The 15,047-nt window shown below is 71.6% G+C and carries 13 protein-coding genes; 1 reads left to right on the top strand and 12 read right to left on the bottom strand.

The window, feature by feature from the left end:
* Positions 1-72: 72 nt before the first annotated feature.
* From ACM26Y_RS12925 to pafA, 6 genes are all read right to left on the bottom strand, one after another.
* Positions 73-2,802, bottom strand: coding sequence for a DEAD/DEAH box helicase (locus tag ACM26Y_RS12925; RefSeq protein ID WP_416063597.1), 2,730 nt, complete (start codon positions 2,800-2,802; stop codon positions 73-75).
* 9 nt (positions 2,803-2,811) lie between these two features.
* Positions 2,812-3,759 carry a twin-arginine translocase subunit TatC gene (tatC, locus tag ACM26Y_RS12920; RefSeq protein ID WP_416063668.1) on the bottom strand — a complete coding sequence of 316 codons (948 nt, stop codon included), beginning with the start codon at positions 3,757-3,759 and terminating at the stop codon, positions 2,812-2,814.
* Positions 3,760-3,845: 86 nt separating this feature from the next.
* Positions 3,846-4,097, bottom strand: a complete 252-nt coding sequence (gene tatA / locus ACM26Y_RS12915; protein WP_054375311.1) for a Sec-independent protein translocase subunit TatA — start codon at positions 4,095-4,097, stop codon at positions 3,846-3,848.
* 95 nt (positions 4,098-4,192) lie between these two features.
* The gene (locus ACM26Y_RS12910; protein WP_416063596.1) at positions 4,193-5,167 is read right to left on the bottom strand and encodes a helix-turn-helix transcriptional regulator; all 975 of its coding nucleotides are present in this window, start codon (positions 5,165-5,167) and stop codon (positions 4,193-4,195) included.
* Complete coding sequence (locus tag ACM26Y_RS12905) at positions 5,164-6,204, bottom strand: helix-turn-helix transcriptional regulator (protein WP_054375313.1); 1,041 nt, start codon at positions 6,202-6,204, stop codon at positions 5,164-5,166. Before ACM26Y_RS12905 ends, ACM26Y_RS12910 begins: the two co-directional genes overlap by 4 nt.
* An 80-nt stretch (positions 6,205-6,284) precedes the next feature.
* Positions 6,285-7,643 (bottom strand): Pup--protein ligase, encoded by a 1,359-nt coding sequence (gene pafA, locus ACM26Y_RS12900; protein ID WP_003937216.1) that lies wholly within the window; start codon positions 7,641-7,643, stop codon positions 6,285-6,287.
* A gap of 64 nt (positions 7,644-7,707) precedes the next feature.
* On the opposite strand from pafA, the gene ACM26Y_RS12895 reads away from it, so the two are divergent.
* Positions 7,708-9,204, top strand: a complete 1,497-nt coding sequence (locus tag ACM26Y_RS12895) for a bifunctional phosphatase PAP2/diacylglycerol kinase family protein (RefSeq protein WP_416063667.1) — start codon at positions 7,708-7,710, stop codon at positions 9,202-9,204.
* Here the strand turns inward: ACM26Y_RS12895 and prcA are convergent.
* The 6 genes from prcA to arc form a co-directional block, all read right to left on the bottom strand.
* On the bottom strand, positions 9,192-9,983 hold the full coding sequence (gene prcA / locus ACM26Y_RS12890) for a proteasome subunit alpha (protein WP_416063595.1): 792 nt from the start codon (positions 9,981-9,983) through the stop codon (positions 9,192-9,194). The two genes, ACM26Y_RS12895 and prcA, sit on opposite strands and share 13 nt — an antisense overlap.
* Positions 9,980-10,798, bottom strand: coding sequence for a proteasome subunit beta (prcB, locus tag ACM26Y_RS12885; RefSeq protein WP_052033997.1), 819 nt, complete (start codon positions 10,796-10,798; stop codon positions 9,980-9,982). Before prcB ends, prcA begins: the two co-directional genes overlap by 4 nt.
* Positions 10,799-10,842: 44 nt before the next feature.
* Positions 10,843-11,034, bottom strand: coding sequence for a ubiquitin-like protein Pup (locus ACM26Y_RS12880; RefSeq protein ID WP_003937722.1), 192 nt, complete (start codon positions 11,032-11,034; stop codon positions 10,843-10,845).
* 138 nt (positions 11,035-11,172) lie between these two features.
* Positions 11,173-12,666, bottom strand: a complete 1,494-nt coding sequence (gene dop, locus ACM26Y_RS12875) for a depupylase/deamidase Dop (protein WP_054374829.1) — start codon at positions 12,664-12,666, stop codon at positions 11,173-11,175.
* Between the two features lie 10 nt (positions 12,667-12,676).
* The gene (locus ACM26Y_RS12870) at positions 12,677-13,099 is read right to left on the bottom strand and encodes a nitroreductase family deazaflavin-dependent oxidoreductase (RefSeq protein WP_416063594.1); all 423 of its coding nucleotides are present in this window, start codon (positions 13,097-13,099) and stop codon (positions 12,677-12,679) included.
* Positions 13,100-13,172: 73 nt separating this feature from the next.
* Positions 13,173-14,957: a proteasome ATPase gene (gene arc, locus ACM26Y_RS12865; protein WP_416063593.1), complete on the bottom strand. Its 1,785-nt coding sequence runs from the start codon at positions 14,955-14,957 to the stop codon at positions 13,173-13,175.
* Positions 14,958-15,047 lie beyond the last annotated feature (90 nt).

Raw genomic sequence — 15,047 nt, 5'->3', positions numbered from 1 at the left:
CGTAGTCGTAGCACCCCATCCACCACGAGGAAGCCGTGTGGCAGCGCGCGTATCAAACCACACGCGATGTCCTCACGCCGCATCGACCGCGACGACACCGCGCCGGATCGCGCCGATCGCGCGGGCGGCCGTCTTGGCGATCTGCGGGTCGACGGCGCCGGTGCGGATCTGATCGAGCAGATCGATGACCTGCCGGCACCAGCGCACGAAATCGCCCGCCGACAGGTCACGTCCCGCGGTGCCGGCTGCGAGCAGAGCCTCGGTCAACGACTGGGTGCTCACCCACGTGTAGATGGCGTCGACGAATCCGGGATCCGGTTCCCGGGTCGGGGGCAGCTTGAAGCGGACCTCGTCGGCGCGCAGCTGTCCGCACAGACGGACGGTGTCGGCGAGCGCGCGACGCAGCGGCCCGGTCGGCCCGTACTCGGTGGCGCCCTCCTCGACGCGGGCCTCGTACACCACGGCCGAGACCACCGCGGCGAGCTCGGCGGGCGAGAGCCCGGCCCACACCCCGTGGCGCAGGCATTCGGCGACCAGCAGGTCGCTCTCGCTGTAGATGCGGGCGAGCCGCTCCCCCGCCTCGGTGGTCGACGGATCGTCGCCGGCGGTGAGGTAGCCCCGCTCGGTCAGCAACGCGACGATCCGCTCGAAGGTGCGCGCGAGGGAATTGGTGGTGGCCGCGGACTGGCGGCGCATCTGGGCCACCTCCCGGCCCAGCCGGTTGTAGCGCTCCCCGACCCGGGCGAGACGGTCGAGATCGGGATGCTGGTGGGCCGGGTGCCGGCGCAGCCGCCGCCGCAGCGTGTCGATCTCGCGGCTGTCGCCGTTCTTGGCGCGCTTGGGTCGGCGCGGCGCGGCGATCCCGGTGCTGCGCAACGCCGACGCGAGGTCCCGGCGGGCCCGGGCGGTGCGGGCGTCGGCGTGCCGGGGCAGCCGGAGCTTGCCCAGCGCGGTCGCCGGGGCCGGGAAGTCGGCGGCCGACACCCGCCCGGACCAGGCGTCCGCGGTGACCACGAGCGGCCGGGGGTCGGTGACGTCGGTGTCGGTCTCGAGGACGACGGCCAGGCCGGTACGCCGGCCGCCGGGGATGGCGACGATGTCGCCGCGGCGCAGCGCGAGCAGCGACGCGACCGCCGCCTGCCGGCGGTCCTGCCGCGCCTGGCGTTCGCGGGCACGTTCGAGCTGGGTCAGTTCCTCGCGCAGCTGCAGGTAGTCGAGGATCTCGCCGTCCTCGCCGCCGAGCTGGTCGCGCAGCTTGGCGAGGGCCTTCTCGTTGCGTTCGATGCCACGGGTCAGACCGACGACCGACTTGTCCGCCTGGAACTGCGCGAAGGACCGTTCCAGCAGTGCCCGGGAGTGTTCGGCGCCGACCGCGTCGATCAGGTTGACCGCCATGTTGTACGACGGGCGGAACGAGCTGCGCAGCGGGAACGTGCGGGTGGAGGCGAGCCCGGCGACGTCGGTGGGTTCGAGACCCGGCTGCCACAGCACCACCGCGTGGCCCTCGATGTCGATGCCGCGCCGCCCGGCCCGCCCGGTGAGCTGGGTGTACTCGCCCGGGGTGAGCTCGGCGTGGGTTTCGCCGTTGTACTTGACCAGCTTCTCGAGGACCACGGTGCGGGCCGGCATGTTGATGCCCAGGGCGAGGGTTTCGGTGGCGAACACCGCCCGCACCAGGCCGCGGACGAACAGGTCCTCGACGGTGTGCCGGAACGCCGGGAGCATGCCGGCATGGTGGGCGGCGATGCCGCGTTCGAGGGCGGCGCGCCACTCCCGGAAGCCGAGCACCTCGAGGTCGGCGCGCGGCAGGTCGCCGGTGTGCTCGTCGACGACCGCCCGGATCTGCGCGATCTCGTCCTCGGAGGTCAGGTGCAGTCCGGCGCGCAGGCACTGACCGACGGCGGCGTCGCAACCGGCGCGGCTGAAGACGAAGGTGATCGCCGGCAACAACCCCTCCCGGTCGAGGCGGGCGACGACCTCCGGACGCGGCAGCGGCCGGAACCCGATGCGTCCGCGGGGTCCGCCCCACCGGCCGGCCGAGTCGAGGGCGGCGCGGCGGCGCACCTGCTCGACGAGTTCCCGGTTGACCACGACACCGCGGCGGCCGGTGCCGTCCGCCGCGTCCGGGTGTGCGGCGGATTCGAACAGGTCGAAGATGCGGGGGCCGACCATGACGTGCTGGTGCAGCGGAATGGGCCGCACCTCGTCGACGACGACGGTGGTGTCCCCGCGCACGGTCTCCATCCAGTCGCCGAACTCCTCGGCGTTGGAGACGGTCGCGGACAGGCTGACCAGACGCACGTCCTCGGGCAGGTGCAGGATGACCTCCTCCCACACCGCGCCGCGGAACCGGTCGGCGAGGAAGTGCACCTCGTCCATCACCACGTGGGTCAGCCCGATCAGCGTGGTCGAGGACGCGTAGAGCATGTTGCGCAGCACCTCGGTGGTCATCACCACCACCGGGGCGTCCGGGTTGACGGACTGATCACCGGTGAGCAGCCCGACCGCGGCCTTGCCGTAGCGGGCGACGAGATCGGCGTACTTCTGGTTGCTCAGCGCCTTGATGGGGGTGGTGTAGAAGCACTTGCTGCCGGCGCGCAGCGCCAGATGCACGGCGAACTCCCCGACCACGGTCTTGCCGGCGCCGGTGGGCGCGCACACGAGCACACCGTGCCCGCCCTCGAGGGCGCGGCAGGCCTGCACCTGGAACGGGTCGAGCGGGAAGGGCAGCTCGGCGGCGAACTCGGCGAGCCGGGGCGGCAGCGTGGTCGCGGTGGATCCGGTGTCGGGTGAGTCGGTCACAGGCGGCGACTAGAGGGTGTCGGAGTAGTCGGCGGACGCGGGCCCGGGCGGCGGCGTGGAGGTGGGCGCGGGCACCGGGGCCGGCGGTGTGATCGGCGAGCTCTCGTCGTCGTCGAGGTCACCCCAGCCCTGTTCCCGGTCGCGGCGGGCACGGCGCTTGTCGGTGAGGCGGGCGATCTGGATGGCCAGTTCGAGCAGCAGGGTCAGGGCTGCGGCCAGCGCCAGCATCGAGAACGGATCCTGGCCGGGGGTGGCGACGGCGGCGAAGACGAACATCGCCATGATCAGCCCCCGCCGCCACGCCTTGAGCTTGGCGTAGCTGAGCACCCCGACGGCGTTGAGGGCGACGATGACGAGGGGGATCTCGAAGGACACCCCGAAGATCACGAGCAGGTTGATGATGAACCCGAAGTACTCCGAGCCCGACAGCGCGGTGACCTGCACGTCGTTGCCGACGGTGAGCAGGAACGACAATGCGTGCGAGACCACCAGGTAGGCCAGGACGGCGCCCGCGACGAACAGCGCCGCGCCGGAGACGACGAACCCGATCGCGTAGCGGCGTTCCTTCGCATACAGACCGGGGGTGATGAACGCCCACAGCTCGTACAGCCAGATCGGGCAGGCGAGCACGATGCCCGCGGTCAGCGCCACCTTCAGCCGCAGCATGAACTGTTCGAACGGCCCCGTGGCGAGCAGCCGGCAGCTGTCGTCGGGGCTGATGTCGGCGCGCGCGGACGCCGGCAGATCACAGTAGGGGCCGCGCAGGATCTCGCCGAGGCTCGGCAGCCCGAACAGGCTGGTGCTGTACCAGACGAACCCGACGATCGTGGTGAGGACCACCGCGGCGAGGGCGATGAGCAGGCGGGTGCGCAGTTCGTAGAGGTGCTCGACCAGCGACATGGTGCCGTCGGGATTGGTCTTGCGTCGGCTTCGACGCGGATCGAACGGGATGCGCACGGTGCGGTTCTCAGCTCCTGTCACGGCCGCTGGGATCAGCGGAGGACCGGGACATCCGCGTGGATGTCCCGGTCAGGGTAATGCGGTCAGGCCGAACGCGATTCGGGATGCGACGGCTGCGGCTGCGGCTCCACGGGCGCCTGGGCCGGCGGCAACGGGCTCGGAGCCTGCTGCTGCGCGGGGCGCGCGTCGTCGTTCTGCATCTCCTTGACCTCGCTCTTGAAGATGCGCAGCGACCGGCCGAGACCGCGGGCCGCATCGGGCAGCTTCTTCGAACCGAACAGGATGATCACGACGATCGCGACGATGGCCCAGTGCCAGGGGCTCATTGCACCCATTATCAACCTCCACTGATCTGCTGGCGTCGATGCTACCGGACCACCCCGGCCGCGGCGCGCCGCACAGGGGCGTTCACAGGGAGTTCGCAGCGGCTTCACACCCCGTTCCCGGGCAGCACGTCGTACGCCGTCAGCGCCGCCTGCGCCCGATCCCGCACCGCCGCGACCAGCTCCGGCGGGCCCAGCACCCGCACCCCCGCGCCGAGGCCGACGGTCAGCCGCGCCATCCAGTCCAGCGACGCGTAGTGCATCACCGCGTCGACGACGCCGTCCTCGTGGGCCTGCACATCGGTGAGCGGATAGTAGTCGAGCAGCCACCCGTAGCCGGGGTCGATGCGCAACCGCGCCGCCGGCAACGCCGGGTCCCCCGCGAACAGGTCGAGGTGGTCGTCCCCGTCCAGCGCCCGCTCGGGCGGATTCGCCGGTTCGTCGAGTTCGGTGGCGGCGTCGATGCGGTCGAACCGGAACAGCCGCACCCCGTCGGCGGCCCGGCACCAGGCCTGCAGGTACGTCTGCTCCCCGACCAGCACGAGGCGGATCGGATCGACGTCACGTTCGGACACCGCGTCGCGGGAGGCCGAATAGTAGGTCAGGTGCAGCGCCCGGCCGTGCTGCACGGCCGAACGCACCGTCGCCGCCACCGGGTCCTCGGCGACCGGAGGGGCGGGCGCCGGGGGGCGGGCGGGGGCCGCAGCCGTGCCGGCCGCCGCCTCGATCTTGGCGATCGCCCCGAGCGCCGCGGTGGGGTCGACCACACCAGGCATCTCCACCAGCGACCGCAACGCCACCAGCAGCGCCGTGGCCTCGGTGGACGTCAGCCGCAGCGGCCGGTCGATCCCGGCGGTGAAGGTCACCACGATGCTGTCCTCGGAGAACGACAGATCGATCAGGTCGCCGGGACCGTAGCCGGGCAGCCCGCACACCCACAGCTGATTCAGGTCGTCCATGATCTGCTTCGGGGTGACCCCGAGATCCCGCGCGGCCTCGGCGGCGCTGATCCCCGGATGGGCCAGGAAGTAGGGCACCAGGTTCAGCAGCCGGGTCAGCCGACCGGACAGACGTGTGCTCATCGGTTCTCCCCCCGCTCGGCGGCCACGCCGCCGCTCGCACCGGCACCGGCGCCGGCCGTCGTGGTGGCCAGCACCCGGGCCAGGATGCGGCGCACCTCCTCGCGCAACTCCGGCGGGTCGAGGACCAGCGCGTCGGCGCCCTGCCCGGCGATCACCCGCCCGATCCACTCCCACGACCGCACCGGCACGTCCAGGACGGTGCCGGGCCGGTCGCCCACCACGCGACGTTCGTGCTCGGTGCCGAGCCGGCGCAGTTCGAAGGCGCGCCCGTCCGCGACCCACACCCGGGCATGACCGGTCACGTCGCCGGCGACGGTGGCGGCGCGGGCGTGCGCCCGCAGATCCACCCCCTCGGGGATCCGCACGGCCCCGGCCGGACCGAACTCCGTGATGTCGTCGTCGATCCGGGAGAGCCGGAAGGTGCGCGGCGCCCCCCGGTCCCGGTCGAACCCCACCAGATACCAGCGACCGTGCACCGTGACCACCCCCCACGGCTCGACGGTGCGTTCGGTCCACGGGTCGGTCGGGGAACTGCGGTGCCGGAACCGCACCGCGCGGCGCGCGTCGACGGCAGCGAGCAACCGCCCCAGCACCGGCTCGGACCCGCGACTGCGGGTGGGCATCGCGGTGATCGCGCCCGCCGGATCGGCATCGACCTGCACCCCGGCGGCGCGCAGCTTGAGCAGCGCGCCCTGCGCCGCGGAGGTGAGCTCCGGCGATTCCCACAGCGCCGCCGCCACCGCGACCGCCGCCGCCTCGGCGCTGGTCAGTTCGATCTCGGGCAGCTCGTAGGCGTCGCGGTTGATGCGGTAGCCCTCGACGGTGGAGAACCGGGACGGCATGCCGGTCTCGAGGGGGATCCCCAGATCGCGCAGCTCGTTCTTGTCGCGTTCGAACATGCGGCTGAACGCCTCGTCGCTGCCCGAGTCGTCGTATCCGGCGACGGAGGCGCGGATCTTCTCGGCGGTGAGGAACTGGCGGGTGGACAACAGGCAGATGACCAGGTTCACCAGCCGCTCGACTTTGGAATTCGCCACGCGGTGCAGCCTAATCCCCCGCCCGCCGGCCGACCCGGTTACCGGACGCCGCCCGTACGGCCGGCGACCCCGGGACACTCCTACATCGAGGCGATGAGCCGTTCGACGCGTTCGTCGACCGAGCGGAACGGGTCCTTGCACAACACCGTGCGCTGCGCCTGATCGTTGAGCTTGAGGTGCACCCAGTCCACGGTGAAGTCGCGGCCGGCGTCCTGTGCGGCGGCGATGAAGTCCCCGCGCAGCTTCGCCCGGGTGGTCTGCGGCGGGGTGTGCACGGCCGCGTCGACGGACTCGTCGTCGGTCAGCCGCGTGGCCAGGCCCTTGCGCTGCAGCAGGTCGAACACCCCGCGCCCGCGCTTGATGTCGTGGTACGCCAGGTCCAGCTGGGCGATCTTCGGATCGGACAGCTCCAGGTCGTAGCGGTCCTGGTACCGCTGGAACAGCTTGCGCTTGATCACCCAGTCGACCTCGGTTTCGACCTTGGCGAAGTCCTGCGACTCGACCGCGTCGAGCACCCGGCCCCACAGATCCACCACCTGCTCGACGTGCGGATCGGGTTCACGGGTGCGCAGGTACTCCACCGCCCGGCCGTGGTACTCACGCTGGATGTCGAGGGCGCTGGCCTGCCGGCCACCGGCCAGACGCACCGGCCTGCGCCCGGTCAGATCGTGGCTGACCTCCCGGATGGCCCGGATCGGGTTGTCGAGCGCGAAATCGCGGAACGCCACCCCGGCCTCGATCATCTCGAGCACCAGCGACGCGGAGCCTACCTTGAGCATCGTGGTGGTCTCGGACATGTTCGAGTCACCGACGATCACGTGCAACCGCCGGTACTTCTCGGCGTCGGCGTGCGGCTCGTCGCGGGTGTTGATGATCGGCCGGGACCGGGTGGTCGCCGACGACACGCCCTCCCAGATGTGCTCGGCGCGCTGCGACAGGCAGAACGTGGCGGCCTTGGGGGTCTGCAGCACCTTCCCGGCACCGCAGATCAACTGCCGCGTCACCAGGAACGGCAGCAGCACGTCCGAGATGCGGGAGAACTCCCCGGCCCGCACCACGAGGTAGTTCTCGTGGCAGCCGTAGGAGTTGCCGGCCGAGTCGGTGTTGTTCTTGAACAGGTAGATGTCGCCGCCGATGCCCTCCTCGGCGAGGCGCTGCTCGGCGTCGATCAGCAGTTCCTCGAGCACCCGCTCGCCGGCGTGGTCGTGCTCGACGAGCTGGAGAAGGTCGTCGCACTCGGCCGTGGCGTACTCCGGATGCGACCCGACGTCCAGGTACAGGCGCGCCCCGTTGCGGAGGAACACGTTCGAGCTGCGCCCCCAGGACACCACCCGACGGAACAGATACCGGGCGACCTCGTCCGGGCTCAGCCGCCGGTGCCCGTGGAAGGTGCACGTGACCCCGAACTCCGTCTCGATGCCCATGATTCGTCGCTGCACACTTCGACAGTACCGCGCGGAATCACCGAGCATGAGCCGCAACGGGATTACCGTCGAACCCGTGATGTTCACCCACGCCCCGCTGACACGTCTGGACCGGTCCCTGTTCGCCGGCAGCGCCGCCCTGCGGCCCTCCCCCGCCGACCCCGTGCTGCGTGGCCTGAGCCGCGCCGCCGACCACGGTCGGCTGTGGCTGGGCTGCGCCGCGGCGTGCGCCGCGATCGGCGGACGGCCCCGGCGCGGCGCCGTCCGCGGCCTGCTGGCCCTGGGCGGGGCCAGCGCCCTGGCCAACGGCGTGCTCAAGCCGCTACTGCCGCGCCGCCGTCCCCCCGCCCGGCAGGACGGGCCGCTGCGCCGCTCGCTGCCGACGCCGCGCTCGTCGTCGTTCCCGTCCGGGCATTCGGCGTCGGCGGCGGCCTTCGCCACCGGGATGGCCCTCGAATCCCCCCTGACGGGGGCCGTGCTCGCGCCGGTGGCCGCGGCGGTCGCCTACTCCCGGGTGCACACCGGGGTGCACTGGCCGGCCGACGTGGTCACCGGCGTCGCCCTCGGCACGGCGGTGGCCCTGGCCACCCGCCGCTGGTGGGCGGTCCGCACCGAAGAGCCCGCCCGGCTGGGCCCACCCGCCCCGGCCCCCGCCCTCCCCGAGGGCCGGGACCTGCTGGTGCTGGTCAATCCCGACGCGGGCCGGGACGACGACGCGGACGTGATCGCCGCGGCGCTGCCCCGGGCACGGGTGATCGTCCTCGACCCGGACCAGGAGTTCACCGTCCAACTCGACCGGCACGTCGCCGAGCACGCCCCCGCGGCGCTCGGCGTACACGGCGGGGACGGCACCGTGCGGGCCGCGGCCGGCGCGGCCGCGTCGCACGGCCTGCCGCTGGCGGTGTTCCCCGGCGGCACCTTGAACCACTTCGCGCGCGATGCCGGTCTGCTCGACCTCGAGCAGACCGTGCGCGCGATCGAGCACGGACAGGCCCAGCGGGTGGACCTCGGCCGGGTACAGGTCGACAGGTCCGGCCCGGACGGTGCCGACGGGTCCGGCCCGGACGGTGGCCCGGTGTTTGTCAACACCGCCAGCGTGGGCGGCTATCCGGACTCGGTGCGGCTGCGCGAACGCTGGGAACCACGGATCGGTAAATGGCCGGCCGCCGCGGCGGCGCTGGCCGCGGTCCTCGCGACCGCCAGCCCGCTGCGGGTGTCCCTGGACGGGGTGCCCACCGCGGTGTGGTTGCTGTTCGTCGGCAACGGGCGGTACGCGCCGGACGATCGGGTGCCGATGTCACGGCCCCGTCTCGACACCGGGACCCTGGACGTGCGGTATCTGCGGGCCGACCTGCACTGGTCGCGGACGCGGCTGCTCGCGGCGGCGGTCACCGGCAGCCTCGCCGGGTCGCCGATCCACGTGCGGCGCGATGCGCCGGCGCTGTCGGTGCGGGTGCGCGACGGGCGGGTCGCCCTGGCCACCGACGGTGAGGTCCTCGCCGAGGGCACGCGGTTCGAATTCCGCAGCGCCCCCGGCGCGCTGACCGTCTACCGGCCCGTCGATCAGGAACCCTGAGCGGGCTCCGCTCCGTCCGCTCCGGCGGTGTCGCTGCCCGGCCCGGTGTCGCTGCCGGGCGCGGTGTCACTGCCGGGCAGCAACTGGTCGAGCGCGACGCCGGTGATGCGGCGGAACGCGCGGCGCGGACGGGCCTTCTCGAGCACCGCCACCTCGAGTTCGGCGCGGCCGAGCACCCGGGTGCCGTTCTCGGGCCCGGCGGCGGGCACCTGCTGCAACGCCTGCACCGCGACCTGCACCGCCTCGGCGAGGGACAGCCCCGGCCGGTACGACTCACGCAACGCGGTGGCGATGGGTTCGGTGTGCCCGCCCATCACCACGAACTGCGGTTCGTCGACGATCGACCCGTCGTAGGTGATGCGATACAGCTGCGCGATGTCGGCGGACTCGGCGCGGCCGACCTCGGCGACGCAGATCTCCACCTCGTACGGCTTGGGCTGCTCGGTGAAGATGGTGCCCAGAGTCTGGGCGTACGCGTTGGCCAGCGACCGCACGGTCACATCGCGCCGGTCGTAGGAGTAGCCGCGCATGTCGGCGTGCACGATCCCGGCGCGCCGCAGGTTCTCGAACTCGTTGTACTTGCCGACCGCGGCGAACCCGATGCGGTCGTACAGTTCGCTGACCTTGTGCAGGGCCTTCGACGGGTTCTCGGCGACGAACACCACCCCGTCGGCATAGATCAGCACGACCACGCTGCGGCCCCGCGCGATGCCCTTGCGCGCCAGTTCCGAGCGATCGCGCATGATCTGCTCGGCGGACGCATAGTACGGCAGCGTCACAGCGCACCTCCCTGCCCGGACTCGGTGACGGTGCGGTCCGCGACGACGGTGCGGGCCAGCTCCGACAACGTCTGCTCCGGCACCTCGACGGCGCCGTCGGCGGTGATGACCACCGCCGTGGGATAGATGCCGCGGGCGGTGTCCGGGCCGCCGGTGGCGGTGTCGTCGTCGGCGGCGTCGTAGAGGGCCTCGACGACGGTGCGCAGCGCCGCCGCCTCGTCCGCGTCGGCGCGGTAGAGCTTCTTGAGCGACGACTTGGCGAACAACGAACCCGAGCCGACCGCGTGGTAGCCGGCCCGCTCCTCGTAACGGCCCCCCACCACGTCGTAGGACACGATCCGGCCGGCGTGCTGCGGGTCCGGCGCCTCGAGGTCGTAGCCGACCAGCAGCGGCACCACCGCCAGCCCCTGCATCGCGGCCCCGAGGTTACCGCGCACCATCGACGACAACCGGTTGGCCTTGCCGTCGAAGGTCAGCGGGACGCCCTCGATCTTCTCGTAGTGCTCGAGTTCCACCGCGAACAGGCGCACGAGCTCGACCGCCAGGCCGGCGGTGCCGGCGATCCCGGCCGCGGAGTAGCTGTCGGTGACGAACACCTTCTGCACGTCCCGGCTGGCGACCATGTTGCCCATGGTGGCGCGCCGGTCACCGGCGATCAGCACCCCGCCGGCGAACGTCACCGCGACGATCGTGGTGCCGTGCGGGGCGATATCCGCATCGGCGCCGCGCAGCCCGGGACGATTCTCCGGCAGCAGTTCCGGCGCGTGCAGGCGCAGGTGGTCGGAGAACGAGGACAGCGGCGAACCGAACGGCATGTGCGGCGCGTGGACGGGGAACGGGATCGGCGAACGCTCCGCTGTCACTGGCCGCCCTTCTGCACGTACGCACGCACGAAGTCCTCGGCGTTCTCCTCGAGCACGTCGTCGATCTCGTCGAGCAGGTCGTCGGTCTCGGCCGCGAGCTTCTCGCGTCGTTCCTGACCGGCACCGCCGTCGCCGACGACCTCGTCGTCGTCGCCTCCGCCACCGCGTGTGGTCCGCTCCTGAGCCATAGCGGTCGACCTCCTCGTTCGTTCGTGGTGCCCGCCCCGGCCGCGACCGGCGCGAGCACCGACTGCTCGGACCTCCACCCTACCGAGCAGATGCGACACTCCGCGCGACTACGCGCGTGTCGCGCCCGCCCGGGCGGGTCAGCTGGTCAGTTCGTCGACCAGTGCGGCCGCCGAATCCACCGAGTCGAGCAGTTTGCCGACGTGCGCGCGGCTGCCGCGCAGCGGCTCGAGGGTGGGGATGCGCACCAGGGATTCGCCGCCCAGGTCGAAGATCACCGAGTCCCAGCTGGCGGCGGCGATGTCGGCGCCGAACCGGCGCAGGCATTCGCCGCGGAAGAATGCGCGGGTGTCCGACGGCGGGGTGTGCACCGCGTCGAGCACATCCTGCTCGGCGACCAGGCGCTCCATCGAGCCGCGGGCGACGAGCCGGTTGTACAGGCCCTTGTCCAGGCGCACGTCGGAGTACTGCAGGTCCACCAGGTGCAGCCGCGGCGCCGACCACGCCAGGCCCTCCCGGTTGCGGAACCCCTCGAGCAGGCGCAGTTTCGCCGGCCAGTCCAGCAGGTGCGCGCAGTCCATGGGGTCGCGTTCGAGCAGGTCGAGGACCATCGCCCACTTGTCGAGGATGTCACGGACCCGCTTGTCGTCGGTGCCGTCGTGGAACTTCGCGACCCGCTCGTGGTAGATCCGCTGCAGGGCCAGACCGGTCAGCTCCCGGCCGTCGGTCAGGGCCACGGTCTTGCGCAGCGTGGGGTCGTGGCTGATGTGGTGCACGGCGGTGACCGGCCGCGCCAGCTGCAGATCCGACAGGTCCACGCCGGCCTCGATCAGATCCAGCACCAGCGCGGTGGTGCCGACCTTGAGGTAGGTCGACATCTCGGCGAGGTTGGCGTCGCCGATGATCACGTGCAGGCGCCGGTACTTGTCGGCGTCGGCGTGCGGCTCGTCGCGGGTGTTGATGATGCCCCGTTTGAGGGTGGTCTCGAGGCCGACCTCGACCTCGATGTAGTCGGCGCGCTGGGACAGCTGGAAGCCGGCCTCGTCGCCGGACTGGCCGATGCCGACCCGGCCGGAACCGGTGATCACCTGCCGGGAGACGAAGAACGGGGTCAACCCGGCGACCACCGCCGAGAACGGGGTGTCGCGGGCCATGAGGTAGTTCTCGTGGGTGCCGTACGAGGCGCCCTTGCCGTCGACGTTGTTCTTGTACAGCTGCAGGCGCGGCGCTCCGGGCACGCTCGAGGCGTGCCGGGCGGCGGCCTCCATCACTCGTTCGCCGGCCTTGTCCCAGATGACCGCGTCGAGGGGGTCGGTGACCTCCGGCGCGGAGTACTCCGGGTGGGCGTGGTCGACGTAGAGCCGGGCACCGTTGGTGAGGATCATGTTGGCGGCGCCGACCTCGTCGGCGTCGATGACCGGGGCCGGGCCGTTGAACCGGCCCAGGTCGAAGCCGCGGGCGTCGCGCAGGGGGGACTCGACCTCGTAGTCCCAGCGGGTGCGCTTGGCGCGGGGCACGCCCTCGGCGGCCGCGTACGCCAGCACCGCCTGGGTGGACGTGAGGATCGGGTTCGCTGTGGGCTCGTTGGGTGAGGAGATCCCGTACTCGACCTCGATGCCGATGATCCGCTGCATGACGTCGAGGTTAGGCGATCGGCGCCGGGCCGGGCGGGCCGGGACGGGTGGACGGCGGGGCGACGGTGGTATCGAGAAACTCCACCGAGCCGGTCGCGCGCAGGACCCGGCGGACCCCGGGCGGCGCCCAGCCCGCCGCCGGGTCGCGACCGACGACGGGGTCGACGAGGTCGATGCGGCGGCCGCGGTGGTGCAGGGTGCAGCCGCCCGCGGCACGCACATTGCGCACCCAGTCGGTCCGGGGACCGTAGGTCAGCGCGATGCGGTAGCCGCCGGCGTAGCCGAATACCAGCACCGGGGTGCGGTAGCGGCGTCCGCTGCGCCGGCCGCGGTGCTCGACGACCGCCGTGCCCGGCAGGTACCCGGCGACGGGCCGGGCGAGCCGGTTGGTGACCACCCGGTTGAACAGGGCGAGGGCACGGGGCAGCGGCACGCTCACCCTCCTGCCGGTCGCGTCGGGTCCCGGTGGGGCCACCGCTCCACGCGGCGGCCCCACCGGGACGGCGTCACAGGTACTGGCCGGTGTTGGACTCGGTGTCGATCGCCCGGCTGGCGCTGGCGTTCTTACCGGTGACCAGGGTGCGGATGTAGACGATGCGTTCGCCCTTCTTGCCGGAGATCCGTGCCCAGTCGTCCGGGTTGGTGGTGTTGGGCAGGTCCTCGTTCTCGGCGAACTCGTCGACGATGGAGTCGAGCAGGTGCTGCACCCGCAGGCCCGGGGCCCCGGTCTCGAGCACCGACTTGATCGCGTACTTCTTGGCGCGGTCGACGATGTTCTGGATCATCGCCCCGGAGTTGAAGTCCTTGAAATACAGGACCTCCTTGTCGCCGTTGGCGTACGTCACTTCGAGGAAGCGGTTCTCCTCGCTCTCGGCGTACATCCGGTCGACGACCCGTTCGATCATCGCGCGCACGCACGCACCGCGGTGCCCGCCGAACTCGGCGAGGTCGTCGGCGTGCACCGGCAGCCCCTCGGTGAGGTACTTGGAGAAGATGTCCAGTGCCGCCTCGGCGTCGGGCCGTTCGATCTTGATCTTCACGTCGAGCCGGCCGGGCCGCAGGATCGCCGGGTCGATCATGTCCTCCCGGTTGGACGCACCGATCACGATGACGTTCTCGAGACCTTCGACACCGTCGATCTCCGACAGCAGCTGCGGCACCACCGTGGTCTCGACGTCGGAGGACACCCCGGAGCCGCGGGTGCGGAAGATCGAGTCCATCTCGTCGAAGAACACGATCACCGGGGTGCCTTCGGACGCCTTCTCCCGCGCCCGCTGGAAGATCAGCCGGATGTGGCGTTCGGTCTCGCCGACGAACTTGTTGAGCAGTTCGGGGCCCTTGATGTTGAGGAAGTAGGACTTGGCCTCCTTCGAATCCTCGCCGCGGGCCTCGGCGATCTTCTTGGCGAGCGAGTTGGCGACGGCCTTGGCGATGAGGGTCTTGCCGCAGCCGGGCGGGCCGTAGAGCAGCACCCCCTTGGGTGGGCGCAGCGCGTACTCACGGAACAGGTCCTTGTGCAGGAACGGCAGTTCCACCGCGTCGCGGATCTGTTCGATCTGCCGGCCGAGGCCACCGATGTCGTTGTAGTCGACGTCGGGAACCTCTTCGAGGACGAGGTCCTCGACCTCGGCCTTGGGGATGCGCTCGAAGGCGTACCCGGCCTTGCTGTCGACCAGCAGCGAGTCGCCCGGCCGCAGCTTGAACGACGCTTCGGTGTCGTCGTCGCCCTCGCCGACCTCGACGATCCCGGCCGCGGCCGCCGCCGCGGCGGCCAGCGGCGCGGCCAGCCACACGATGCGTTCCTCGTCGGCGTGTCCGACCACGAGGGCGCGGGTGCCGTCGTCGAGGACCTCGCGCAAGGTGGTGATCTCCCCGACCCGCTCGAAGCCGCCGGCTTCGACGACGGTCAGCGCCTCGTTCAACCGGACCGTCTGCCCGGAGACGAAGGAATCGGGTTCGAGGTTCGGGGACACGGTGACCCGCATCTTGCGGCCGGAGGTGAACACGTCCACGGTCTGGTCGTCGTAGATGCCGAGCAGCACCCCGTAACCGCTGGGGGGCTGACCGAGCCGGTCGACTTCCTCGCGCAGGGTGATCAGCTGCTGGCGGGCCTCTTTGAGGGTGTCCATCAGCTTGCCGTTGCGCACGGTCAGGGAGTCGATCCGGGCCTCGAGGTCACGGACCTGTTCGGACGGTTCGACGAGCCGCCGCCGCAGGGCGGTCGCCTCGGCGCGCAGCGCTTCGAGTTCCTGTGCCGCCGCAACCGAATCCGGGTTCTCTGTCGAGCTCATGTGCGACTCCCTCCACTATCGGTCATTCCACGCTACCGGCAGACGGCCCACTGTGTGGTGCGACGCGAAATCGGCATGCTGCGAATGCGT

Origin of the sequence: Rhodococcus indonesiensis (genome assembly GCF_047782815.1) — a bacterium.
Taxonomy (GTDB): domain Bacteria; phylum Actinomycetota; class Actinomycetes; order Mycobacteriales; family Mycobacteriaceae; genus Rhodococcus; species Rhodococcus indonesiensis.
Note: the sequence above shows the minus strand (reverse complement) of the source record. Positions and strands in the feature narration are given on the sequence as shown.